General features: G+C 62.7%; 21 protein-coding genes. 14 read left to right on the forward strand and 7 right to left on the reverse strand.

Going from position 1 to position 24,699, the window contains the following annotated elements:
- Nucleotides 1–43 precede the first annotated feature (43 nt).
- From QQ658_RS05175 to QQ658_RS05185, 3 genes are all read left to right on the forward strand, one after another.
- Nucleotides 44–280: an acyl carrier protein gene (locus tag QQ658_RS05175; RefSeq protein WP_286026593.1), complete on the forward strand. Its 237-nt coding sequence runs from the start codon at nucleotides 44–46 to the stop codon at nucleotides 278–280.
- A 20-nt stretch (nucleotides 281–300) separates the two neighbouring features.
- On the forward strand, nucleotides 301–1,536 hold the full coding sequence (locus tag QQ658_RS05180; RefSeq protein WP_286026594.1) for a beta-ketoacyl-[acyl-carrier-protein] synthase family protein: 1,236 nt from the start codon (nucleotides 301–303) through the stop codon (nucleotides 1,534–1,536).
- 298 nt (nucleotides 1,537–1,834) lie between these two features.
- Entirely contained in the window at nucleotides 1,835–2,359 is a 525-nt protein-coding gene (locus QQ658_RS05185) for a 4'-phosphopantetheinyl transferase family protein (RefSeq protein WP_286026595.1), read from the forward strand.
- A gap of 2 nt (nucleotides 2,360–2,361) precedes the next feature.
- Here QQ658_RS05185 and QQ658_RS05190 read toward each other — a convergent pair whose 3' ends face one another.
- Nucleotides 2,362–3,312 carry an aldo/keto reductase gene (locus tag QQ658_RS05190; protein ID WP_286026596.1) on the reverse strand — a complete coding sequence of 317 codons (951 nt, stop codon included), beginning with the start codon at nucleotides 3,310–3,312 and terminating at the stop codon, nucleotides 2,362–2,364.
- 192 nt (nucleotides 3,313–3,504) lie between these two features.
- Here QQ658_RS05190 and QQ658_RS05195 point away from each other — a divergent pair, with 192 nt between their 5' ends.
- The 7 genes from QQ658_RS05195 to secA all read left to right on the forward strand — a co-directional run bounded on the left by QQ658_RS05195 (nucleotide 3,505) and on the right by secA (nucleotide 13,881).
- Nucleotides 3,505–4,068: a YqgE/AlgH family protein gene (locus tag QQ658_RS05195; RefSeq protein WP_286027036.1), complete on the forward strand. Its 564-nt coding sequence runs from the start codon at nucleotides 3,505–3,507 to the stop codon at nucleotides 4,066–4,068.
- A gap of 198 nt (nucleotides 4,069–4,266) precedes the next feature.
- Nucleotides 4,267–4,992 carry an MtrAB system response regulator MtrA gene (gene mtrA, locus QQ658_RS05200; protein WP_286026597.1) on the forward strand — a complete coding sequence of 242 codons (726 nt, stop codon included), beginning with the start codon at nucleotides 4,267–4,269 and terminating at the stop codon, nucleotides 4,990–4,992.
- Nucleotides 4,993–4,998: 6 nt separating this feature from the next.
- Nucleotides 4,999–6,789: an MtrAB system histidine kinase MtrB gene (mtrB, locus tag QQ658_RS05205; protein ID WP_286026598.1), complete on the forward strand. Its 1,791-nt coding sequence runs from the start codon at nucleotides 4,999–5,001 to the stop codon at nucleotides 6,787–6,789.
- On the forward strand, nucleotides 6,786–8,546 hold the full coding sequence (locus QQ658_RS05210) for an LpqB family beta-propeller domain-containing protein (RefSeq protein ID WP_286026599.1): 1,761 nt from the start codon (nucleotides 6,786–6,788) through the stop codon (nucleotides 8,544–8,546). The genes mtrB and QQ658_RS05210 overlap by 4 nt, the downstream gene beginning before the upstream one ends.
- Before the next feature lie 271 nt (nucleotides 8,547–8,817).
- Nucleotides 8,818–9,513 carry a ComF family protein gene (locus QQ658_RS05215; protein ID WP_286026600.1) on the forward strand — a complete coding sequence of 232 codons (696 nt, stop codon included), beginning with the start codon at nucleotides 8,818–8,820 and terminating at the stop codon, nucleotides 9,511–9,513.
- 342 nt (nucleotides 9,514–9,855) lie between these two features.
- The gene (gene hpf / locus QQ658_RS05220) at nucleotides 9,856–10,473 is read left to right on the forward strand and encodes a ribosome hibernation-promoting factor, HPF/YfiA family (RefSeq protein ID WP_286026601.1); all 618 of its coding nucleotides are present in this window, start codon (nucleotides 9,856–9,858) and stop codon (nucleotides 10,471–10,473) included.
- Between the two features lie 462 nt (nucleotides 10,474–10,935).
- Nucleotides 10,936–13,881 (forward strand): preprotein translocase subunit SecA, encoded by a 2,946-nt coding sequence (secA, locus tag QQ658_RS05225; RefSeq protein WP_502928934.1) that lies wholly within the window; start codon nucleotides 10,936–10,938, stop codon nucleotides 13,879–13,881.
- Nucleotides 13,882–14,073: 192 nt separating this feature from the next.
- On the opposite strand, the gene QQ658_RS05230 is transcribed toward secA, so the two are convergent.
- The gene (locus QQ658_RS05230) at nucleotides 14,074–14,526 is read right to left on the reverse strand and encodes an Rv3235 family protein (RefSeq protein ID WP_286026602.1); all 453 of its coding nucleotides are present in this window, start codon (nucleotides 14,524–14,526) and stop codon (nucleotides 14,074–14,076) included.
- Between the two features lie 336 nt (nucleotides 14,527–14,862).
- On the opposite strand from QQ658_RS05230, the gene QQ658_RS05235 reads away from it, so the two are divergent.
- Nucleotides 14,863–15,336 (forward strand): DUF6912 family protein, encoded by a 474-nt coding sequence (locus QQ658_RS05235; RefSeq protein WP_286026603.1) that lies wholly within the window; start codon nucleotides 14,863–14,865, stop codon nucleotides 15,334–15,336.
- Nucleotides 15,337–15,458: 122 nt separating this feature from the next.
- Here the strand turns inward: QQ658_RS05235 and QQ658_RS05240 are convergent, their stop codons facing one another.
- The 5 genes from QQ658_RS05240 to QQ658_RS05260 all read right to left on the reverse strand — a co-directional run bounded on the left by QQ658_RS05240 (nucleotide 15,459) and on the right by QQ658_RS05260 (nucleotide 21,519).
- Nucleotides 15,459–16,778 carry a transaldolase family protein gene (locus QQ658_RS05240; RefSeq protein WP_286026604.1) on the reverse strand — a complete coding sequence of 440 codons (1,320 nt, stop codon included), beginning with the start codon at nucleotides 16,776–16,778 and terminating at the stop codon, nucleotides 15,459–15,461.
- A gap of 50 nt (nucleotides 16,779–16,828) precedes the next feature.
- Nucleotides 16,829–17,296 carry a hypothetical protein gene (locus tag QQ658_RS05245; RefSeq protein ID WP_286026605.1) on the reverse strand — a complete coding sequence of 156 codons (468 nt, stop codon included), beginning with the start codon at nucleotides 17,294–17,296 and terminating at the stop codon, nucleotides 16,829–16,831.
- Entirely contained in the window at nucleotides 17,293–18,627 is a 1,335-nt protein-coding gene (locus tag QQ658_RS05250) for an FGGY-family carbohydrate kinase (RefSeq protein WP_286026606.1), read from the reverse strand. The genes QQ658_RS05245 and QQ658_RS05250 overlap by 4 nt, the downstream gene beginning before the upstream one ends.
- Before the next feature lie 13 nt (nucleotides 18,628–18,640).
- Nucleotides 18,641–19,561, reverse strand: coding sequence for a dihydrodipicolinate synthase family protein (locus QQ658_RS05255; protein ID WP_286026607.1), 921 nt, complete (start codon nucleotides 19,559–19,561; stop codon nucleotides 18,641–18,643).
- A gap of 464 nt (nucleotides 19,562–20,025) precedes the next feature.
- Nucleotides 20,026–21,519 (reverse strand): Nramp family divalent metal transporter, encoded by a 1,494-nt coding sequence (locus tag QQ658_RS05260; RefSeq protein WP_286026608.1) that lies wholly within the window; start codon nucleotides 21,517–21,519, stop codon nucleotides 20,026–20,028.
- Between the two features lie 819 nt (nucleotides 21,520–22,338).
- On the opposite strand from QQ658_RS05260, the gene QQ658_RS05265 reads away from it, so the two are divergent.
- From QQ658_RS05265 to QQ658_RS05275, 3 genes are all read left to right on the forward strand, one after another.
- Complete coding sequence (locus tag QQ658_RS05265; RefSeq protein WP_286026609.1) at nucleotides 22,339–23,292, forward strand: 3-hydroxyacyl-CoA dehydrogenase family protein; 954 nt, start codon at nucleotides 22,339–22,341, stop codon at nucleotides 23,290–23,292.
- A 142-nt stretch (nucleotides 23,293–23,434) separates the two neighbouring features.
- Entirely contained in the window at nucleotides 23,435–24,367 is a 933-nt protein-coding gene (locus QQ658_RS05270) for a sugar phosphate isomerase/epimerase family protein (RefSeq protein ID WP_286026610.1), read from the forward strand.
- A gap of 86 nt (nucleotides 24,368–24,453) precedes the next feature.
- A complete protein-coding gene (locus QQ658_RS05275) occupies nucleotides 24,454–24,651 on the forward strand; it encodes a hypothetical protein (protein WP_286026611.1) in 198 nt (65 codons plus the stop codon).
- The last annotated feature ends 48 nt before the right edge of the window (nucleotides 24,652–24,699 follow it).

Below are 24,699 nucleotides of genomic sequence, written 5' to 3' on the forward strand. Positions count from 1 at the left end.
GGTGCGGCAAGAAATGACAGATACCGAGAGCAAAGGAAAGACGATGACAGAAGAGCAGTTCAAGGAAGCTATCGCTGAGTTCGCCGACAAGCCGGCGCACGAGCTGACGATGACCGAGGCGATCGACGCCGTCGGCATCGACTCGATAAGCATGTTCGAGTTCCTCATGAAACTGGAGGACATCATCGGAGAGCACGACGTTGACGTCACTCCCCAGATCGTCACGTTGCAGGATCTCTACGACGCCGTGGCAGATGGCGCCGACAGCAACGCAGCCTGAGCCGGCACTGATACCTGATCATGGAACGTGCGGTCATCACAGGGATGGGCGTGGTCAGCCCGATCGGCAACTCCCTGAGCGAATTCGAGACGAATCTGTTCGCCGGGCACCACGGCATCGTGCCCATCGACCATTTCGATGCAAGTGACATGGGGGTCAAGGTGTATGCGCCGGTGCGCGACCTCGGCGCGTCCCGGACGATCCCCGAAAACGAGTTGCGCCGGCTTGACCCGTATTGCGTCTTCGGGCTGCTCGCCGCACGCCAGGCAGTGGGCCAAGCGGGACTTCGAGGCCACGTCGATCCCTACCGGCTCGGGGTCTTCATGTCCAGTGGTCTCGGCGGCACCGAGACGCTGCTCGGCGAGGTCGAGACGATGCGGCAACGTGGGCCACGGCGGGTATCGCCCCTGTTGTTGCCGAAGTGGATACCGAACATGATCGCGGGAATCGTGTCCATCGATATGGGCGCCCACGGAGCGTCCATATCGCACAACGCCGCCTGCGCGTCGAGTGCGGTGAGCATCGGGGAGGGCCTGCGGCTGATCCGGCACGGCTACGCCGACGCCGTGATCTGCGGCGGCGCCGAGGCCATCGCGCAAAAGGTCGTGATGGCCGGCTTCCAGAACATGCGGGCGCTGAGCACGGCCGGCGATCCGGATCGGGCCAGCATCCCCTTCGACCGCGAGCGCAAAGGCTTCGTCCTGGGGGAGGGAGGCGCGGCCATCGTCCTGGAGAGCGCCTCGCATGCCGGCGCCCGGGGCGCGCGCAGCTTTGGCGAGATCACCGGCTACGGCGTCACCAGTGATGCCTCGCACATCACGGCACCGGCCGCCGACGGCGAGGCGATCGTCAGATCCATCGAGTTCGCGCTCCGAGAAGCGAACGCGCTGCGTCCTGAGAGCGGAGACGAACCTATCTACGTCAACGCCCACGGCACCGGCACGGTGCTGAACGACCGAACCGAAGCCACCGCGATCTCCCGCACGCTCGGTGACCGCGCGCTGGTGTCGTCGACCAAATCGATGACCGGCCATCTGCTCGGCGGGGCAGGAGCTGTCGAGGTCATCGCCTCGGTGATGGCTATCCGGAAAGGCCTGGTGCCGCCGACGGTGGGTACGGCGCAGATCGATGACGACATCGATATCGACATTGTGACCGGCGCCGCACGCCGTGCGCCGTTCAGCCGCACGCTGTCGCTGTCTTTGGGATTCGGCGGGCACAACGTCGGCCTGGTGATCGATGCGCCCGAAGACTGAGGAGTCCCAGGCGCCAGGCACGATGGGGGACGCTCGCGATTCCGCTTGGCTACCCGAGTTGGACGTGCTGATCGCACGGGCGGCCCTGATCGATGAGACAGGCTTTCGCCGCATCCGGGCGGGTCTTCCTGCTGAGCGACGCGAGCGCTGCGATGCCTATCATCATGCTCGCGATCGCTATGCGAGCGCGGTTTGCTTTGCCTTGCTCCAATTTCTGTGGCGCGAACGCCGGGCGGAACCGATGCCGCCGCTCGAGCGTGGCTCACACGGGAAGCCGCGATATCCACCTCGGTACGGGATGGAGTTCAACTGGTCGCACGATGCCGCGGCCTGCGTGTGCGCCATCGGCGCTTCTCCGGTGGGCATCGACGTGCAATCCAGGGTGCCGTTCGATGCAGGCCTGTTCGAGCGAATCGCCACGGCGACCGAACGGCCATTGCGCAATCGCTTTGCTCAGGCGGACGACCTCAGCCTGCTGTGGAGCAGGAAAGAAGCCCTGATCAAGCGCACCGGCCTCGGTATGAGCGCATCGCTGACGGGCGTCGACACCATCGGCGAGTCATCGCTGGTGAGCTTCAGCAGCGATGAGGTCGCCGCGGTATTCAGCGCGAGCATCGACGGCATGTCGCAGAGCGGCTTCTGCCATCGGGCACGGGTCCGGATCGCAGAACTGCGTCCGGACGACACGTCACCGGCCGCCGACGACCTAGCGGTCGCACCGGCGAGTGACCTGGCGGCCACACCGGCCGATGATCCGTCTACATCGGCGGCGTGGCGGGCACGGCCGCTTGCTGTGACGATCTGCTCGATGCCCGCCGGCTGACCTCAGACCATCGGACGCTCCCAGCCACCCTTGGTGTCGACGCCCGTCTCGGCCGCCAACTGTTCCATCTGCGCGACCTCCTCGCCCGACAGCTGCAAGGCGGCCACGCGCGCCTGAGAATCAACATGCGCGGGCTTGGTGACCCCGATCAGCGGCTTGGTCTGCTTGGCGAGCGCCCAGGCCGTCGCCACCTCGGCGATGGACGCGCCGCCGTGTGCCTCGCCGATCTTCGTCAAACCGGCGTTCAGTTTCGCCAACTTGGGAAGCGACTTGTTGTAGGTGGCGGCGCGATCGCTACCGGCGGGCAGCGGATTGTCCGGCCCGTACTTGCCGGTCAGGGCACCTTGTTCGAGCACCATGTAGGCGTAGAAGTCGAGGCCGTTCCGGGTGCAGTAGTTCACAATCCCGGCATCCTCGGACGACCGGTAGAGCAGACTGAAGTGATTCTGGATCGCCGACAATTCGACTCCGCCTGCGGCGAGGATCTCGGTGGCCCGTTTGATCTGAGCGAGATTGTGGTTCGAAACACCGACCGACCTGACCTTGCCCGACTTGACCAGCCCGATCAGCTGCGGCGTCCATTTCTCGACGTCTTGGGGATTGTGAATCCAGTAGACGTCGACATAGTCGGCGTGCAATCGCTTCAGGCTCGCATCGAGCATCAGCTCCATCGCGTTGTCCTCGGAGCCGGCCAACCCGGGAGTGAACTTGGTCGACAGGAAATAGCTCTGCCGGTCATAAGGGGCAAGGAGATTGCCCAGAATCGTCTCGGAGGTGCCCTGCCCATATACCGGCGCGGTATCCCACAGATTGAGTCCCTTGTCCATCGCCCGCTCGACCACCGGTTTCAGGTCGTCCTCGGTGAGGTGGTTGCCGAAGACCCGGTCGCCGCCGACCGCTCCGGATCCCCAGGACCAGGTGCCGAGCGCGATTGCAGGAAATGATGTGTTCATCGTCGTGACCCTTTGCTAGCTCGTCGTTTCTTCGTGCATGGCATGGTGTGATGCATTGCAGGCTGTGGCCATCTTCTGCCAACCGTCACCTTCGACGGTAACGGTGGCAGGTTGCCGTTGCAGGGCTATCGGATAGTTGAGGATCGAAAGTTCTGGCAGAAGCTTGCCCGGTGATGGGACAATCGAATCGTGATGTCTGTCGAACCGCCTGCTGCCGGAGAGCTCTTGGTCTCGACTTCAGGGCGCGGTGCGGACTTCTTCGATCAGTCGGTCGTGTTGCTGTTGGATTGCGACCAGGACGGTGCCTTGGGCGTCACGCTGAATAAGCTTTCGACGACTTCGCTGGATTCCGTGCTGCCGCAGTGGACGCAGCTGGTCGCGCCGCCGCGCGTCCTGTTTGCCGGGGGGCCGGTGTCGCCGCAGGGCGCGGTTTGCGTGGCAAAGCTGAGCAATCCGAGTGAGGAGCCGCCCGGTTGGCGGCCGGTGATGCGCGATGTCGGTCTGCTCCATCTCGACACGCCGGTCGAACTCGCCACGGGTGGCTACACCGATCTGCGTATCTTTGCGGGCTATTCGGGTTGGGCGCCCGGCCAGTTGGACGATGAGTTGGCGCGCGGGTCTTGGTTCAGGATGGACAGTCGCGACGAAGACATCTTCACTGCGCAGCCGGCCGGTTTGTGGCGGCGGGTGCTGCGGCGGCACGGGGGCGCCCCGGCCCTGCTGTCAACCTGGCCGGCGGATCCCGAACTGAACTGAGTAGGGTAACCGTCGCCCGTTGCCAGGGTCGCTAAGATGGCAATCAGTGACTGCACGGATAGGCTCAGGTCGTCTGGACCGACCGGCTGATGCCTGCAAACGAATGGCCCGGATTCAATGGGCGCGCCGCCGAGCAGACTCGACGGACGCGACGGCACAGCGGTGGATTCAGGTTCGATTGATGCGCAACGAGGGGGCATGAGAAGCAATTCTGCGGGCCCGGAGGGCCGCAAGATCCTGGTCGTTGACGATGACGCCGCCCTGGCGGAGATGCTCCAGATCGTGCTGCGTCAGGAAGGCTTCGAGACCGAGTGGTGCGCCACGGGCGATCAGGCACTCAGCGCGTTTTTGCAATACCAGCCGGCTCTCGTGCTGCTCGACGTGATGCTGCCCCGCATCGACGGCATTCGGGTCTGCCGGCAGATCCGGGAGATATCCGGCGTCCCGATCATCATGTTGACCGCGCGGACCGACACCACCGACGTGGTGCGCGGGCTTGAGGAAGGCGCGGATGACTACGTGTCGAAGCCTTTCAAGACCAAGGAACTCGTCGCCCGCGTCCGCACCAGGCTGCGAGCCAAGACGAATCCGGAGGCATCGGCTCCCGAATCGTTGCGCATCGGTGATCTTACGATCTCCACATTGAGCCATGAGGTGACCCGTGGTGGCAGGCCCATCAGCCTCACCCCACTCGAATTCGATCTGCTGGCCACGCTCGCGAAGCGTCCCAAGCAGGTGCTGACCCGCGAGGCCCTTCTCGAAGAAGTATGGGGATACCACCATGCGGCCGACACCAGGCTGGTGAACGTGCACGTGCAGCGGCTGCGTTCCAAGGTCGAGCGCGACCCGGAGCATCCGCAGATCGTCGTCACCGTGCGCGGGGTCGGCTACCGGGCCGGCGAGCAAGACCCGGGCGATGAATGATGCCCGATGAACTCACCGCACCCTGAACCCGAGTTCACCGGCGGCCCCCGCAGCGGGGGTCGCCACGCGGGTGCTCATCGCGCTCATCGCGCTCACCGAACAGACCGCCGCCGCCCGGAGAAGACAACCGCGCCTGTGCTCGGTTCGGCGAAGCCACCGGATGCCTCGGCGGATCACCTCACCGAGCAAGGCGGCACCCCCGGCCGCGAACTACCGCCGTGGATCGCGCGCCCCACCCGGGCCGTCCGCAGGTTTTGGGGCTCGTCGCTGCCGCTGCGGATGATCATCATGACCATGGTGGCGTCCGTGTTCGTTCTGGTGCTGAGCGGATATGTGTTCATCACCCAAGCCAGAAACGACCTGGTGGAGTCGAAGAAACAAGCAAGCATCATCGAGGCCAGCAATGTCCTTCGCCGGATGCAGACCCAATTGGACGACACCGATTTGGGTAGCGATTCGCTACAAGAACGACTGGGTCAGCTCGCCAGCGAGATAGGCAGCCAGCCCAGCCAGTTCAGCGTGATGATCGAGAGCGCGGCCAGCATCTTCATGTCACGCGGATTGCAGGCCGATAGCGTTCCCGATGACCTGCGCCAGAAACTGGACGCAAACTCCGAGGGCAGCTACGTCACGCTTACCGAGGTGAGTTACACCGACAACACCGCAGAGCCGGCCGTGGTGATCGGAGGACATCTGTATGCCCCGTCAGGGCAGGTCTTTCCCGTCTACCTCATCTTCCCGGCCGGCAACGAGCAGCAAACCCTGCAGATGCTGCAGCGAGATCTCGTCTCGACCGGCCTGTTGCTGATGGCATGTCTGGGCGCCATCACCTACTTCGTGGCCCGCGAAGTCAGCAGGCCGCTGCGTGCCGCCGGAAAGATCGCAGAACGCATCGCTTACGGCGACCTCGACCAACGGATGGCGGTCAAGGGCTCGGACGAACTGGCGAGGCTGGCCACCTCGATGAACAATATGGGCGCCGAACTGCAACGTCAGATCGGGCAACTCGAAGACCTGTCCCGGGTTCAGCAACAGTTCGTCTCGGACGTCAGCCACGAATTGCGGACGCCGCTGACCACCATGCGCATGGCAACCGAGGTCCTGCACGACTCCCGCGACCAGTTCAGCCCCGAACTTGCGCGCAGCGTCGAACTCCTGCACGGCCAGGAGGAAAGGTTCGAGTCGATGCTGGCCGATCTGCTCGAGATCTCGCGGTTCGATGCCGGAGCCGCACAACTCAGCTGCGATGACATCGACCTCGGCGATCTGGTGGCGGCCGAGATCAGTGCCCAGCAGGCGGTGGCCGCTTCGGCCGGCAGCGAACTCAACCTGCACCGAAGCGGGCCGTGTGTCGTTGAGGCTGACGCCAGGCGGGTGCAACGGATCGTCCGGAATCTGCTCAGCAACGCTCTGAATTATGGCGAGCATCGCCCGATCGATGTGCAGGTCGCCGGTGACTCCACGGCTGTTGGGTTGACGGTCCGCGATCACGGTGCCGGCTTCGAACCCGGGCAGGCCGAGCAGGTCTTCCTGCGATTCTGGCGTGCGGACGAGTCGCGGAACCGTGTCATCGGCGGCACCGGATTGGGGCTCGCCATCTCCTTGGAGGACGCCCGGCTGCACCACGGATGGCTCGACGCCTGGAGCCGGCCCGGAGAAGGCGCACAGTTCCGGCTGACACTGCCACGAACTCAACAGGTCGTCCTGGATCATTCACCGCTGCCCGCCCGCCCGGCCGATTCGAGCCCCGAGAGCACCGAACCGGCATCAGGCCACGAAACCGGAGCTGACCGATGAGACGTCGTGCCGTGATCTCGTTGCTGGTGCTGCTGGGCGTACTGTGCGGCTGCGGGAACTTCCCGACCTCGGGCCCGATCGAGACGGTCGGCGACACCGGCAGCGGCGACCGCACAGCAGGCATCGACGTGGCAGCCCAGCCACCGGCGCCCGGGGCGAGCCCGGACGCAATACTGGAAGGCTTCTTCGCGGCGTGTGAATCACCGGCCGATGGCTACGGCGTGGCCAGACAATATCTGACCGACGAGGCGGCCGGCGAGTGGCGTCCCGAAACCGGTATCGAGGTATATGACCCCGCCGGCCATTCGCAGGTGATCACTTCGGACGGATCGGCCGTGGTCAAGGCGTCGCTGGTGGGCCACCTAGGCGCCGACCGTGTTTTCACCGCGCTGCACGACGAGCCGTACGACCACAATTTCGAGCTCACGAAAGTCGGCGACGAGTGGCGAATCAGCAATCCGGGCGACGGCATCTTGATGTCCCGGCAGCGATTCCAGCAAGGGTTCGAAGGCGTGCCGGTCTATTTCTGGAGTTCTTCCGGTGATCGGCTGGTGAGTCAGCAGGTCTTCTTGAGGCAGCTGGATTTCGGTCCGACAACGCCCGACGGGTTGGTCCGTGCCGTCATTCGCGGTCCCGGCGACTGGCTGCGTCCCTCGGTTCTGGAGGTGATACCCACCGACGCGACCTCCAACGGAACCTGGGTCGACGATGACGGTATCGCCCACGTGTCGTTGAGCGCCGAGATCGAGGCCCTGAGCGCCGATCAGCGATTCCAGGCCGCCACCCAGCTGTTGTTCACCCTCGCCTACTTCGACCAGATCACCGGGGTGCAGCTCAACGTGGGCGGGAATCCTTTGTCGATCAACGGGGCGGACGATGACGGGGTCGTGCATCTCGGCGCAGTTGCCAAGTATGACCCGCAGCGAGCCACTGCTTCCCGAGACCTGTATGTCGTGCAGGACGGTGGCGTCGTGCGGATTCCGGAATCCGATAACGCGGCGGCGCCTGTCCCGGTCGCGGGAGCGTTGGGTGCAGGCTGGGACGAGGGCATCGCCTCGATGGCGGTGTCGTCGTCCAGCGACGAGATCGCGGTCGTGAACGCGGCGGCCGACCGGCTCTACCGGGCGTCCGCCTCGGATGGCCAGCCCGAAGAGATCTATCACGGCAGCCAGTTGGCGAAGCCGCAATTCGACAGCGCCGGCACGCTTTGGACGCTGGACAACACCGCCGCGGGAGTGGCCGCCGTGACGATCACCAAGGCGGGCGAGCAGGCGATGATCCCGATTCCGGAACTTGGTTCGGTCAGCGCGGTCAGTTTCGAGATCTCGCCCGACGGCGCGCGCATGGCGGTGGTCGTCCAAGATGGGCAGGCCACTCGGCTCGGTTGGCTCCGGCTACGAGGTAGTGCGGGCGACCTCACGATCGACGGCTGGCGCGAGCTTCCGCTCAACACGGCAGGGGGACAGATCGTGGCCCTCCGGCAGGTCGTGTTCGTCTCCGGTCAGCGGTTGATGGTGCTCGGCGCAACCGAGCGTGACGCCCAGTTAGCCGTCTATTCGTTCGACGCCGATGCTGCGCTGGTCAGCGCCCAAGGGCCGATCAGCGACACCGGCGCCCTGGCATTGGCCGCGATGCCGCAAGGTACCGGCGTCAGCGCCGCGATCGTCACCGCCGACGGGTTCGTGCTGCGGTATGAGGCCCAGTATCGCTGGGAGGAACTGCTCTCCGGAGCCACCGACGTCGCATTCCCGGGTTGAGTGCCGCATCCCCGGTCGAACAGGGTCTGCCGCCGGAAACGGATCGGCCACGACCGGGATCATGATGCCTGGATTCAAGAACCAATCGGGCCGCCAGCGGCAGTGGGCTCAACTTCCCGATCTTGCGAAGTCGCCGGCCGAAATCGCTGGCCAAGGTGTCGCGTGGCGGAACATGTCAGGTGCCGGCTCCTCATGTTTCTCGGCAAGACCGGTTGTCCACAGCCGAATATTTTTATGAACGGTTGCCGGGCCGCCCACCAATACTGGGGACATGCCGCCAAACCTGCTGAAGCTGCGGGACGCCACCGCGGACCTGACTTTGGGCGCGGCCTGTCCGAGCTGCAAAATTCCCGGATGGGGACTGTGCCCTGCCTGCCGTGCGCGGCTTCCTGCCGAACCGCATCAGGTTGCGCGTCCGGCCTGGCTTCACGGTTTTCCGGTGATGGCCACGGGCTGGTATCTGGAACCGGTATCGCAGCTGATCATCGCGCACAAGGACGAAGGAGCCTGGCAGTTGTCCCGGTTGCTCGGCAGGCTGCTGGCATTGGCGGTCGATGCCGTCCGGTCGCCGGATCCCGAGCTGCCGTTGAGCCTGGTGCCGGTGCCGTCTGACCGATCGGCCACCAGGCGACGAGGCTACGATCATGGCCGCGCGCTGGCCCGTGCCGCTGCCGGACGACTCGGCATGCGCATGCTTCCGTTGCTGCGCAGGACCCGAGAGGCCAGCGACCAGGTGGGCAGGACGCAGCTGGCCCGGCTGGCCAGCCAGCGGCAGACCATGACCGCTACACGCACGGCCCGGTCGGTGGCGGTGATCGTGACCGATGATGTGGTGACAACAGGATCAACGATGGCGGAGGCGATCCGTGCACTGCGATCGGCAGGCCACTTCGTGTACGGCGCGGCAGCCGTATGCGACACCCCGCGATACTCGGTCTCACCGGGCTTCGGCGGACAGGTCCGGTGAACGTGGGACCTCTTGGGGATTCGGCGGACGAGCCCGTCGAGGGGCGAGACAAGGAGAACCCGCAGGTTTCGGCAATCCGCGCGTCAACCGTTCGTCGGCCTCGGCAATCCGAGCAAGCTCGATTGTCCTCAACCTTCCTCGGGGTGTCGCTCATAGCGGACGTGCATCGGCGGATTCAGGGTAACGTTGATGCATGGCACGATCTGTTGGCGCGTTGATCCGGTCCTATCCGGCCGGGGAAACGTTGCTGAGAGGTCGTGTCATTTGTTCTCCGCCCCCGGCGGCATGCTGCCGCTGGACGGCTGATTGGCAGCAATCAGTCCGCACTAGGAAGGAATGATCATGGACGTCAGTATCACCGGTAGGCATCTGACCATCTCGGATGACACCCGCGAGCAGGTCAGCGACGAGCTGACCGCAACTGTCGAGAAACTCCGCGATCGCATGATCCGGGCCGAGGTTGAGTTCACTCAGGCCGAGACCAAGGGAGACCCGGACGGCGAGATCCGCTGCGAGATCACGCTGCGAGGCAAAGGACCGGTGATCCGGGCCGGAGCCAACGCGTCCGACAAGATGATCGCTTTCGATCGTGCGGAAGAAAAGCTCAAGGCTCAACTACGTAAGGCCGCTGACCGGCGTAAGCGCCGTCGTGGGCTGCGCGGTGCGAAAGAATTCGTGGGCGCAGAGCCTTCGGCCACGGCAGTCGAAGAGAACATGGACGAAGAAGTCGCCACCCGCAAGGTTGCGGGCGACGTCGAGATGACCGGCGACGGACCGCTGGTGGTGCGTGAGAAGCGGTTCGACACCGTTCCGCTGACCTTGGCGCAGGCGCTGGACGAGATGGAATTGGTCGGGCACGACTTCTTCTTGTACGTCGATGCGGAGACTTCGGAACCGAGCGTGGTCTACCGCCGCAAGGCATACGACTACGGCGTCATTCACCTGGCGGTGAGCCAGTGACGATCGGTGAAGAGATCTGAAAAGGTTGCGCCGATGGACTCGGTCGCACAAGACCACGCTCAACGCGCGTGAGCTTTGAGTGATGGGCGTGACAAAGAAGTAGTGCAGTAAGGTCCCTCCAGAGAATTACTGCTGCGTGACGCATTAATTCTCTGTCAGTCCCTAATCCTCCGGAGGGTCCTGGGTGGGGCGTCGCAGATGCGGCGCCCCACACCTGTTCTCGCACCCCAGGATCTTCACCCTGACGGCAGCGATCGCCGTACCTTGGCCGGCACCAATTGTTGTCATACGCGAATCACGCGGCATCATTCGACGACTCACCGATAGAAGGTTCGATGGTTCGAACGCTGATTGATGACGGTGTGCGTCCATATTCGGCCACGAACTACACTGGTGCACGCTGCTGTCATAGGGGCGCATCCGGCGTGCCTGGCGGCGAGGATTCAGCAAAGGACGTATCCCGTGGGTTTCATGGACCGCCTGCTCAGTGTCGGCGAGGGACGCACGCTGAAGCGAATGCAGAAGATCGCTCAGCAGATCAACAGCATCGAAGACGACTACGTCGAGATGGACGACGACGAACTGCGCGCCCAAACCACCGATTTCAAGCAGCGTCTGGAGAACGGGGAAGATCTCGACAAGCTGCTTCCCGAAGCCTTCGCCACCGTCCGTGAGGCCTCTAACCGAGTGCTCGGCAAGCGTCCATTCGATGTGCAGCTGGTCGGCGGTATCGCCCTTCATGAGGCCAACATCGCCGAGATGAAAACCGGTGAAGGCAAGACGATCGTCGCGCTGATGCCGAGCTATCTGAACGCGCTCAGCGGCGAGGGCGTCCACGTGGTCACGGTCAACGATTACCTGGCGCAATACCAGTCGGAGCAGATGGGCCGCGTCCACCACTTTCTGGGTCTCGATGTCGGCGTGATCCTGTCGCAGATGACACCCGCTCAACGCCGGGTGGCCTACAACAAGGACATCACCTACGGCACGAACAACGAGTTCGGTTTCGACTACCTGCGCGACAACATGGCGCTCAGCCCCGACGACCTGGTGCAGCGCGGGCATCACTACGCGATCGTCGACGAGGTCGATTCGATCCTCGTCGATGAGGCCCGTACCCCGCTGATTATTTCCGGTCCGGCTACCGAGAACAAGCAGTGGTACCCGGTTTTCTCCAGGCTCGCCAACAGGCTGAAGCGCGACGTCGACTACGAGGTCGATGAGAAGAAGCGCACCGTTTCGGTGCTCTCGCATGGCATCGAGACCACCGAGGACGTGCTGGGTGTCGAGAACCTCTATGAGAGCGCGAACACCCCGCTGATCGGCTACCTCAACAACTCGATCCGGGCCAAGGAGCTTTTCCATCGTGACCGCGACTATGTGGTTGCTCAGGGCGAGGTGCTGATCGTCGACGAGCACACCGGCCGCACCCTGGTCGGACGCCGCTACAACGAGGGCCTGCACCAGGCGCTGGAGGCCAAGGAAGGTGTCTCGATCAAGGACGAGTACCAGACACTGGCCACGATCACCTTGCAGAACTACTTCCGGATGTACGACAAGCTCGCCGGCATGACCGGCACCGCGAAGACCGAAGAGAGCGAGTTCCAGAAGATCTACGGCCTCGGCGTGCTGGAGATCCCGACCAACAAGCCGATGATCCGCACCGACCAGTCCGACCTGATCTACCGCACCGAGGCCGCCAAGTTCGACGCCATCGTTGCCGACGTCGCCGAACGCTACGAGAACGGACAGCCGGTACTGATCGGAACCGCCTCGGTCAACAAATCCGAGCTGCTCAGCAAACAACTGAAGAAGGCCGGCATTCCACACGAGGTGCTGAACGCGAAACAGCACGCGCGGGAGGCCGCGATCGTCGCGATGGCCGGACGCAAGGGTGCCGTCACCGTCGCCACCAACATGGCCGGCCGCGGCACCGATATCATGCTGGGCGGCAACCCCGAATTCCTCGCCGACCAGGTTCTGCAGGAAAAAGGCATCGATCCGGTCGAGAACCGTGAGGAGTACGAGGCCGAGTGGCCCGACACTCTGAAAGAGCTGAGCGAGCAGACCGAGTCACAACACGAGCAGGTCGTCGAGGCAGGCGGCCTGTATGTGGTGGGCTCCGAACGGCACGAGTCCAGGCGCATCGACAATCAGCTTCGCGGCCGATCCGGGCGTCAGGGTGACCCGGGTGAGAGCCGGTTCTATCTGTCTCTCGAGGACGATCTGCTCCGGCTGTTCAAGGGCGAGGTGATCGAGCGGGCAATGGTCTCGCTCAACGTGCCGGACGATGAGCCGATCGAAATGAAGATGATCACCAAGGCCATCGAGAGTGCTCAGAAGCAGGTCGAGGCGCAGAACTTCGAAATGCGTAAGAACGTGCTGAAGTACGACGATGTCATGAACCGTCAGCGGCATGCGATCTACGGTGACCGGATGAAGGTGCTGGAGGGCACGCCGGTCGACGACCAGTTGCGCGACACCGTCGACCATGTGGTGCGTTCGGGCGTCCAGCAGTACACCACCGGGCTGCCCGACGATTGGGATCTCGACGGGTTGTGGGCCGAGATGAAGAAGCTCTACCCGGTCACCCTCGACCAGGACGAGTGGGAGAGCGTCGACGACGAGAAGGAATTGGCCGATGCCTTCGGAGAAGACGCGGCCAAGGCCTACGACACTCGCGAAGAGACCCTCGGCGAAGAGAACATGCGCGAGCTCGAGCGTCAGGTGTGGCTGACCGTGCTCGACCGCAAATGGCGCGAGCATCTCTATGAGATGGACTACCTGCGCGAGGGCATCGGGCTGCGCGCCATGGCGCAGCGCGATCCGCTGGTGGAATACCAGCGCGAGGGCGCCCAGATGTTCGATCAGATGCGTGACGGCTTCTCCGAAGAGGTCGTCGGCTACCTGTTCAACATCGATGTGCAGGTCGTTCCGGACGACAAGTCCGCTGCGCCTCAACTGAGCACCGACAGCGCTGCTGCGGCCGCCGGCAAGCTGGGTGGAGTCAGTGCGGCCGCGACCACCGGTGCGGACGAGGCAGTCGCGGCGTCCAAGAAGGCCCAGGCGGCAAAGAAGAAGACGACCGCTGGAAAGACTGCTGCGAGCAGCAAGCCTGCGACTTCCAAGGCGGCGTCCACATCCACCACTGCTCCCAAACGCCGGGCAGGCGTCGATGGCGCCGAGCCGAAGCGGGCCGAGAAGGTGCGCATCAAGGGTGCCGAGTCGGCTGCGGACGCGAGCAAGCTGAGCTATTCGGCGCCCGACGAACAAGGTGACGCCGACAAGAAGAAGGACGCAGCCGCCGCCGCGGACCCGTACGCAGGTGTCGGCCGCAACCAGCCCTGCCCGTGCGGTTCGGGCAAGAAGTTCAAGATGTGCCACGGACGAAACCCGAACGCCGCCTGAGCGCCTCGTCGCCTGCGAGGCGGGCTTTTGCGGCCTCTCGATTGAGACAGAAGATCGTGGACCGCTCACAAGCAGATGCCTCGGCTTGTGATCAGCGTTCACTGCAAGATCAATCGGCGATCCCGTTCCCATTGGTGCCTTGGGGCGCCGAGGCTTTGCCATCACGCGATGCGCTAGTTCTTTGTCAAGTCCTTACGGGCTCCAGGAGCAGCCGGGCAGCAGGATCTTCAGTCCGGGGCAGGTCCATCGTCCGCTTCGGGTCTCCAGGTACAGGCCGGCCGATAACACTCGGGTCGGGTAGGCGATCTGGATGCGTCCTTCGATGTGGCCCGGCCAGGTCTCGGCCAGATTGATCCGTGCGATACGAATCGGTTCCTCACGGTGCGCCCTGATCCACGCGGACAAGGCCTCGCATTCGGAGAAGGACAACCAGCGTCCGAGCTGTTTGGGATCCCGGCGCCGGGTGAGTGTCTCGACGAGGCGTTGCGCCAGGTGGGTGGCCAGGATACGGGCGTCGGCGCAGACCGGGTTTGCCTGCCAGGTGGTCACATCGGCGAGCATGGCCAGTTCGTCCCAGCCATGCAGCCCGATCGATCTGGCGAGTAGCTGATCGGCGGGGACGAGTAGTTCAGTGGCGAATTCCATGCCTCAGCATGGGCGTGTTTCCCGCCGGGACGAGCGAAGCCGGCAATATCTGTGGACAAGTCGAGCAACGCCGGCGAAAATCGTCGACTTGTCCACAGCTTTCGGGTTTACCTGGCTGCGACGGAGGGTCCCGAGCGTATCGACGAGTGTCGTAGCATCGGGCCGCGTCGCGGCGGCTGGGTGACAATGCGCCCTTGGCTCGCGAGCGACCGTGTCCGGTGCGGCGCGCGTCACGACTCGTCGACGGAGCCGGTGAGAACCTCCTACGTGCGCCGCCTACGGCTGGGCATTGATGATCGGCTACCCTCGAATGGCGGACAAGATGAGGAGCAAGCGATGACGGAGCGAGTACTGGTGTGCGTCCCGGTCGATGCGGGTGAGGCGGGCCGGATAGCCGAGGGCCATACTCTGCCAGGGCCCGTGCAGGCGTTCACGGCGAATGATGCTCTGCTGGATGCTTTTGGCTTGCAGCCCTCCGATGATGAACAGGCCGAGTACGCGGTGCTGCTGCTGGCCGGACTGTATGGCCTGATCCGGTACGGCGCCCGCCTGGTATTGACGGCCTTGGTCGATCCGCAGACGCTGACCGAAGGCGAGGAGGCCGACAACGGGGGAGTGGCGCTGAGTGAACTTGCGGCCGGCAGCGTCGAGGCCTGGTTCAGCGATGAGGACGACGTCCTGCTGCCCGAGCTCCGCGAGGCGGTCTCCGGTCTGAGCTTGGACGATGCTTGGGACACGTCGGAGATAACGGCGCTGCACGCCGACCACGATCTTGCCTGGCATTCGATCACGGAGTTACCCCGCCGCTGAATAATTCGCCCGGATTCATCCGGCTCCATCGCGTTTGGCTACCAGAAATCGGGTCCCGCCATGCGAAGGTGACGGGACCCGACTGATGTTTGTTCAGCCCTTACCCGGGCATCAGCCTGGGGCTACTTTTGGCCTTGGGCGGCTTTCATGAAGCGGCGTTGGTAGCTGACGACTTGGTTGGTGGAGGTGAATCGGGCGAGGTAGCCGGGTTCTGCGGTGACGACGACGCGGTCGGCCATATCGGAGAATTCGTCGCTGGCCAATAGTTTGTCGATGTCGGGATAGTTGAAGTCGCCTTCCATGGAGCAGATGATCAGCCGGGTGTCGGGCAGGTTCGCGTTGCGTAGGGCGCGCAGGTTGTGGCGGACCGAGTCCAGGCCGTCGGAGCCTTCGGGGTCTTGGATGTGCCGGTAGGCGACGATGGTGCGGGCCCGCGAGACGGCTTCGTCCGGGTTCATGCCGGTGTCGGTGCTGGCCAGGTAGTCGGTGGACACCATGTAATCGCGTAGTTCGGCGGCCGCGTCGTGATCGCCGCCATCGAGGCGGGCGAGTAGTTCGACCATCTTCTGGGATTGCATCAGACGGTGCCGGATGAACGAGTTGATGAAGTAGGGGCGGGCCTGCAACGCCATCTGGGTTTGGTAGGGCTCGAACATCAGCGTGTAGTTGATCCGATACCCGGCCTCGGTCAACTTCAAGGTGAGGTTGTGGCCGCGCAGGGCGTCGGCGGTGGCGGGTTCCCAGTAGCGCTGGTCGAGCCTGCCATCACCTTCCAGCAGCTGGTGCACATTTTGTGCGTTGACCGGGCCGGTGTGCGGCACTTTGATGACGACCCGGTCTTGGCCGAGGAGTTCTTTGAAGAAGGCGGCCTCGTCCAGAATCTTGTTGAAATCTTCTTCGAATGGGTTGTTCAGTTCGACGGAGATGTCGCAGCCCGGCCCGAGGATGCGTCCGAGTTCTGCCATGACCTCGTCACGGGTGTTGAACTTGTGGTCGACGTTCGCCGCAGGATTGTTGATGAACAGGTCGTAGATGATGCCCGGGTTACAGGTCAGGTTACCCAGCAGCGGCGCGATCGGCGCGATCTCGTACGGGTTCGCAGAATCGGCGGAATAGATGACCGCGGTCGGGCGCTTCCTGCCGTCGGTGTCGTAGCCGATGTCGCGCTTCAAATTGACGTTCAGCAGGCCGTCGGGTTCGAGGTCGTATTCGAACCGGAACCCTGCCGGGGTGTGACCGGCCTCGGGCTTGAAATAGTCACAGATACGGACGAACTCGCTGGTGACCCCGATATGGGTGGCGTTCTCGGCGAGCAGCGAGAACTGCAGTTCGTCGACAGGCTGGGCCAGCACCCGGTCGAGATGATCACTGGCGCCACGCGCAGGCTCCAAACCCAGCGAACGCAAACGTAGTTGTAGCGGAGGGGTTAACGGTTGGTGCATCAGAAAATGCTCCTCACTTTTCGAATCGTTGTTATCAGCATTGATGAAAGTTATCGGGTAGGTTGCAGCGAATACCCGCGCGAGGCCAGCCCATTCTCAATAAGCGCGATCGAACGCGTCTGCTTGATAATGAAATAGCCGAGCGGAATGAACACCACGCACATTGCCAGGGCGAGCAGGCCGTTGCTCGGATAGATATAGACGATGCCGATCACCACAATCAGTCCGAGGATGATCTCGGAGCGGCGCTTGCCCTTCAACATCTTGCGGGTGGTGAGCAGGTTGTCGACGATCTGCTGTTTTTCGGACGATGTTTTCTCGCCGGACATGTGGACGCCGAGGGCTTCCCGGTGGTCACGGTTCTCTTGTATCTGGCGGACGATGCCCCGCGCGAGATAACCGAGCGCCAAAACCCCGAATCCGACGGCCAGCACGGTCTGCCCGCGGCCGGCGAAGATACTCGCCAGAATGCCCAAGCAGGCAACAGTCATCAGATAGAAGCCCCAGCGCTGGTTCATGCGGTCAGCTCTCCGTTGTAGTGGCGGACAAGTTCGACATTACCCAACACGGAACAATTGTCGACGACCTCGAAACTGAAGCCTGGGAACTGTTGTTCCTTCAGCTTGATGAATGCGGGGGTCGACATGCCGCCGGTCAGTTTGATGACCGAATCCATCGGCACCACTTCGCCGGCGAGCTTCACCACGTCGTACAGCACTGTGTTCATCGATTTCAGCATGGTGGCCAGCATTTCGTCGCGGGTGGCGGCCAGGGTCAGCCCGTGCCAGGCGCCGGTGCGTTTTTCGAGTGACTGCCGGTCACCGGTCAGGTACGGATCGAAGCTGACCTCGCCGTCATCGGCGAACCTGTCGATACACGAGGGCAGATAGTCGGTGTTGAACTGGTCACGGGTCATCTCTTTGCAGAACTGTTCAAAGAACCAGTCGATACCGAACCCGCCGGCGGTGGTGGCATAGATCTGCCAGATACCCGGCAGCGCGGAGTTCCGCAGATAGTAGCCGGGATTGGTGACGGGCTTGTCGATGAGGATCGACACCATGTCCGAGCTGCCGGCAGTGTTCATGATGCGTCCGGCGCGGTCGTTGTGGGCGCCCATCTGGGCCGACGCCATGTCGTTGGTGCCGACCGCCACCGGGATACCCGCCGGTACTCCCAGCCGATCAGCCGATTCCGGCAGCAGTGTGCCCAACAATTCGCCCGGATTACGGATCTCGGGGAACCATTCGTGTTTGAGGCCGAAAGTGTCGAGCAGTTCGGACGACCAACCACCCTGGGTGGTCGTCTCATACAGGCCGAGCATCGACGCGTTGACCAGATCGACCATCCACTCACCCGTGAGACGATGATGCACCAAGGTGGGCAGGTGACCGATGCGGTAGGTGCGCTCCAGCACCTCGGGCTGGTTCTGTTGCATCCACAGCACCGTCATGATGCCCGCCCCGCCCGCGAACGGATAGATACCGGCGATCGACAGATACGTGTCCTTACCGACCACCTCGTTGATGACGTCGGTGATCGAGCGGCTGCGCCGATCCATGTGCGTGATGATGTTCGGATAGGCCAGCGTGCCGTCCTCGGCGATGAACACCGGGGAGGGCGAGAACGTGTCGTAACACAACACCCCGACCTGTTCCCGCAATTCGGCGGGCAACCTCTTCGACGCCTGGCCGGTCGCCTCGAACAGCACCTCCGGGTCGATCTCCACCTTCTCACCCGGCAACAAAATATAGGGATACTCCTGCTTCTCGGAGGCGAGCACCCTCAGATCATCATCGAGGATCTCCATCTTCACCGCAGAAGTGCCGAAATCAATGGACAGGTAATACATGGCAGGCGTCCTTTCAGGCCCCGAAGGTCGCGAGTTCGGCGAGACCCTGATCGAGGGCCTGACGGATCTGGGATTCAGCATCGGCGCTGACCCGGCAAACAGGCCGCCGGGGCGCTCCCGCGTGGTAGCCGCGGATATTCATCGCGGCTTTCAGGCTCGCCACACCCTGCTTACCGCCACCGCTCTTCGCGACCCGACTCAAAATGCGGTAGTACCGTTTCGCCGCATCAGGTGACTCGTTGAAATAAAGATCAGTCAGCCGGGCGCATTCGTCCGGCAGATAATTCGCGGCCGACACCACACCACCCGGGCCGTCGAAAGCCAAACAGGTCATGACATTGGACAACGAACCCGCCATCACAGCGAAATCATCACGCGCACCGGCGGCCACCATGTACTCGGTCATCATGGTCGGCGAGGTGTCCTTGACACCCGCGATATTAGGATGATCGGCGAGCTCGGCCAGCACACTCGGCGGCACCGTCACACCGTTGGCGTATCCGGGTGCCACGTACAACAAGATCGGAACCGGACTCGCATCGGCCACCGCCGTATAGAAATCGGCCAGCGCGGGCCCATCGTCCAACTTCGCGAAATAGTTCGGGGTGAGCACCGAGACGTAATCGATGGAGTCACCCCACGGCTCCAAGCTCCGGACGAACGAGATCGTCGTCCTGGTCGACTCGCGTCCGGCACCCACGATCAACGTCTTGTCACCCTTGTTGGCTGCCGCAGCCTTGATAACGGTGCGGGACTCTTCGTCATCGACCGCCTTGAACTCACCATTAGTGCCCAGCACCATATAGCCGGCCACACCGGTACCGTCCCACAACCCGAAATTGTGCTCCAAAGCCGCAACATCAACAGCTTCATCGCTACCGGCATCAAACGGGGTCGCAACCGGAATGATCACGCCTCGCAATTGGTCGTTCATTTCGCTCCAAACAGGTCGACTCACCGAATACAAGCAGCCATTCGACCTCGGACGACTGCTGGGCATTGTATGGGCTGGAACTTCTTGGGGGTCGGATCTGCCGACGTGCGCCTTCAACAGCGCTCATCGTCGGATCGAAGCCTCGTCCGCCACAACGGTTATACGTACATGCTATAGGAAATGACAGAGCCGGGCCAATCGCCGATGCCATCAAATCGTCTGATACGCAGGCTCTCTCGAGGTTCGGCAAGGTTCTGCTTAATTGATTGCTGTGACGCTCGCTTGCCGATGCCATTCTACGGTCGATGGCCGGCCTGCCTGGAGATTGCCGGATGCAGCAGGAATGCCGGTCAGGGCAGTGTCCAGAATGAGGTCCGCGCCCGGGCTTTGAGAGCCCCTGGGCGCGAACCCCACAACTTAGTGGTGCACACAGGCCGGTCACAGCTGTTGCGGAACTGGATTTGTCAGCTGAAGAAGCCGATCAGGCCGACGATGCCCATCACGGTCATCGCGATGGACGCGATCACCAGGATGACCTGGATGAGCGGCTTCATGCGCAACTGCTTGGGCAATACCTTGTATTCGGCGCGCAAGAGGCAGAAGCCCCACAGACCGAGCGCGAAGACACCACCGAGGATGCCGGCGAAACCGATCACCGCCGTATAACTCGCCCCGGTCAGCGCCAAGATGATTGCGATGCCGAGGGTGTAGGTGGCGACGATGATGCGCAGTTTTTGCCAATGCTTGGGATTGTTCAGCACCGGGAAGGCTGGGCTGAACGCTTCACGCACGGTGTACGGATAGGTCACCGTCAACAATGCCTGTTGCGAGCCCCAGAAGGCACACCAGATGGCCACCATGTAGAGATACTTCAGTATCGGGTGCACATTGGTGAAGAATGCTGCCTGCTCAGTCAGGATGTTGTTATCGGCGGGGACCTGCTGCGCTCCGTCGGCGCCGAGCACCACGGTGCCGAGAACCATGAAGGTAACGGCGAAGATACCCACCGCGATGAACGAGGTAACAGAGTCGATCTTGGCGGCTTTGACGCCGGTGGCGCAACGCTCCAGGTTCTCATCGTCCATGGCGATCGGAATCTGCTCGTCCTTGCCGAGGGCCTGCAGTTGCAGGTTGATCTCGGTGTTGTCAGCGCGACCGAGCATGCCCCAGTCCTTCTCGCGGAAGGTGCCGATGTAGCCGATGTAGTCGTAGATGCCGCCGCCCAGCGCGCCCAGATAGGACAATATTTCAACCGGGATTGCCTTGGCTGCGACATCGGGGAACTTCTCCTGCACCCAGCCCGGGTACTCGGAGGGCACCTCCGGCACGAACAGGCCCTGCAGCACGTGCCCCCAGTTCGGGTTGGCCACGATCAATGCGATGATCGAGAAGACGATCAGCAAGCCGACGATCGCGGTCTGCAGGTTCTCGACCTTGCTGAAGTCCTTCACCCACAAGGTGATGTAGGCGATGAGGCTCCAGGCGATGCCTGCCCACAGCCAGGGCTCCTGAGAGCCGGTGATGACCCACGGAGTCCACTGGCTCAGCGCCAGGATGTAGGCAACGCACCAGGCTGGGAAACAGACCGCTGCCAGCACGCCGAAGAAGGTGGCCAGCCAGTGCCTGCCGACACCGCTCTTGGTGAAACCTGGAATGACGTGGCCCATCCTGGCGAACGGGTGCTCGCCGGTGATGACCATGTAGCGGGCCGCGGCGTAGACGACGACTGCCTTGAAGATGGCGCCGAAGATGAATGTCCACAAGATGGTGTAGCCGAAGACCGCGCCACCTCGGGTGGCCTGGAAGATCTCGCCATTGCCGATCGTCACGGAGGCCAGGATGAATCCGGGGCCGACGATGCTCAGTAGATCGAGGAACTTCTTTGAAGCAAGCTTGGGATCTTGCTCGGGATACCGTAAGGGTTCCAGCGCGGGAGTTGTTTCAACCCCTGTACTCATCGGATCCTCCTTTGTAACCGGGGAACTGTGCCGGGTGCGACAGTTCCGATTGCTCCAGGGTTTGCAGGCTGCCGAGGCGGCTTGCAGACCTGAGAGCTGGCGGCCGTGCGAACCACTGACGGCCGGTGGAGACAGTGAAACGTCGCGCGCAGGACTCGTGCATCAATGAGAGCTGATCTGCCCGGCTCCGCTGACGTTCGCCGGTTATGCTCTGGCGTCCATCGGTTGATTCGGAACTAGGCGCGATCAATCTCATCGGGGTGAACGTCTGCACCATTTCTGGCAACGCTGCCTCCTTGAACTGGTGACTGGTCTTCTACGCCCAATCACAGCGCCTATAGGCTACAGAAAAATACGTCGCCAGTGCAAGACGCGGGACGAGACCGGTGCCAAGTGTTGCAGAAGGAGGCCACGAGGTGATTTACTATGCGGCCTGTGCTGTTTGATCACGGATTCTTCGATGCCGGCTGGGTGCTTGTTATGCAGAGCGGGCAGGCTTGTCCCGGGCCGGTGGGCTCGAGCGAAATCGGCGGAGCTGCGGCCGATCGGAGTTCCGGCCGATCGGAATGGTGGTGGCAGAGCGCAAGATAGCTCGCGAGTTGAGGGGAGCCGAGTTTCTGGTTGTCGGCGGGTGAGGCGCGGACAAACGTGGAATTATGCGCCCGCGTCACAGCTCAACCAAACTTCCTATATGATTATAGAAGTCAGTTGGTCACCGATCGATCATTGGCTGCAGACACGTAAGAATCCGATGGCATTGGTGCCCTGGAGGCGCACACTGACGAGTTGCTGCAGTCGCCCGAGGAGGGAATTATCTAGATGGCTATCAACAAAATCGCGGTTGTCGGTGCGGGTTACATGGGGGGTGGCATCGCGCAGGTTTTCGCGATTGCCGGTCATCAGGTCGTCCTCGCCGATGCGGACGCCGAGCTGACCAAGAAGAATCTCGAGCGGCTGATCGCCGAGGCGAAGGACTGGGAGGAGCGTGGCCTCTTCCTGCCGGGTAATGCTGTGCTTGTCGAAAGGAATCTGAGCGCTGCTGAAAGCATCGAGGACGCCGTCGCCGATGCGGACTACATTCAAGAAGCCGTTCCCGAGAAGCCCCAAATCAAGGATGCGGTGCTCAGCCGCATCGAGGCCGCCGCGCGTCCGGATGCGATCATCGCCTCCAACACCTCGACGCTGCCCATCGGCGGGCTCGCGAAGTCGCTGAAGAAGGCCGACCGTTTCCTGGGTGTGCATTTCTCCAACCCGTCGCCGTTCATCCCGGGCGTTGAGGTGATCTTGCACAAGGGAACCGATGAATCTTTGCTGCCCGAGATCGAAGAACTCGTTCGCTCGACGGGCAAACTGACCGCGCGAGTCAACGACTCACCCGGTTTCGTGCTCAACCGCCTGCAGTATGCGCTGCTCAAGGAGGCCATCAGCATCGTCGATGACGGTGTGGCCGCCGCGGACGATGTCGACATCATCACCCGCACGACCTTCGGATTCCGGCTGCCGTTCTTCGGGCCGTTCGCCATCGCCGACATGGCCGGGCTGGACGTCTACCGCGATTGCTTCAAGACTTTCGAAGACAACTTCGGCGAGCGCTTCGCGACCCCCGAGGGCCTGAAGAATCTGGTCGACGAAGGACATCTGGGCACCAAGGCAGGCGGCGGCTTCGTCATTCCGGCGGGCGACACCACCGACCTGGTGGCCTACCGCAATACCGCCTATGCCAAACTGCAGCAGCTGCTCACCGAGTTGGGCCAGGCTCCCGGCGTGAAATAGTTCACCATTTCGCCGCAAGGCCGAGAAGACGCGAGATCACGTCTGTTTTCTCGACCAAACGGGCGCGAGACGCCAACCAGCCGAACAAGCGCCCACCCAAGCAAGAAGCCCCGATCATCAACTAACAAGGAGACACCACACAATGTCGAAATACACTGCCGAGAACTGGCCGATTGCCTGCCCGATGCTGCTGTTCGGCGGCCTCGACTCCAAGGGCGGCCCCATTCAGGACGCCGATCCCTCCGAGTGGCAGCGTCAGATGGCAGAAGTCGCCGCCATGGGCTTCACCGAAATGGACCCCCTTGATGTCTGGGTGCGCGTCGGTGACCTGTCGCCGGCCCGGCTGAACGACTTCAAGCAATGCCTCGCTGACACCGGGCTGACCGTGCCGGGCATCTCGACCTCGCGCAAGTCGCTGGTGGATGCTGAGCGCGGCGAGGAGTACCTGGCCTACGGCCACCGACTGATCGACACCGCGGTCGAGCTGGGTGCAGAGGTCGTGTCATTCGGCTTCTTCCAGCCCACGACACCGGCGCAGGACGCCGCGGTCTGGTTCTGGCTGGCTCCCGGCCATAAGGACTCCGATGACCCGGAGATCTACAAACTCGCCGTCAGCCGCATCCGCGAACTGGCCGAGCACGCTCAGTCGGTCGGCATCCAGATCACCTTGGAGATGTTCGAGGACACCTATCTCGGCAGCTCCGACCAGTGCGTGAAGTTCGTCACCGATGTCAACCATCCGGCCTGTGGCCTGAACCCGGACCTCGGCAACCTGGTGCGGTTGCATCGTCCGCTCGAGCCGGTCACCGAGGCATTCGAGAAGATGCTGCCCTACACCAACTACTGGCACATCAAGAACTACACGCGTGACTTCGACCCGGCGACCGGTGCCTACTCGACTCATCCTTCGCCGATGGCGGGTGGCTATGTGAACTACCGCAATGTCATCGCCCGGGCACTCGAACTCGGCTTCGAGATGCCGTTCATGGTGGAGCATTACGGCGCCGATTCGCTGTACAACCTGGCCGAGTCCAGGGAGTACATCCGTTCGGTGCTGCGCGCCAAGATGGCCTGACGTCCTCGTCACCATCGGTGCGGGATCTTCGTGCCTTGACCATAATTGAGGGTACGTACTCCGATTGCGATACGACTGGAGGAAAGATGAGCGATAACCAGATTTCCGAAACCTCGAAGCTGACGCCCCAACCCGGTGACGACGAGACTCCCGCCATTGATGAGGCCGCTCCGTCTGCCGAGGACACCCAACACGTGGCTCAAGGCCATCCACGCGACTACGCGTCCGATCGCGAGGAGCCTACCGATCGGGAGAAGGAGTCTCGGCCCAAGCACATTCCCTGATCTCGTAGCCGATATACACGGCTTGCTCTGAGATCAAACTCGGACGAT

Source organism: Propionimicrobium sp. PCR01-08-3 (genome assembly GCF_030286045.1).
Classification (GTDB): domain Bacteria; phylum Actinomycetota; class Actinomycetes; order Propionibacteriales; family Propionibacteriaceae; genus Brooklawnia.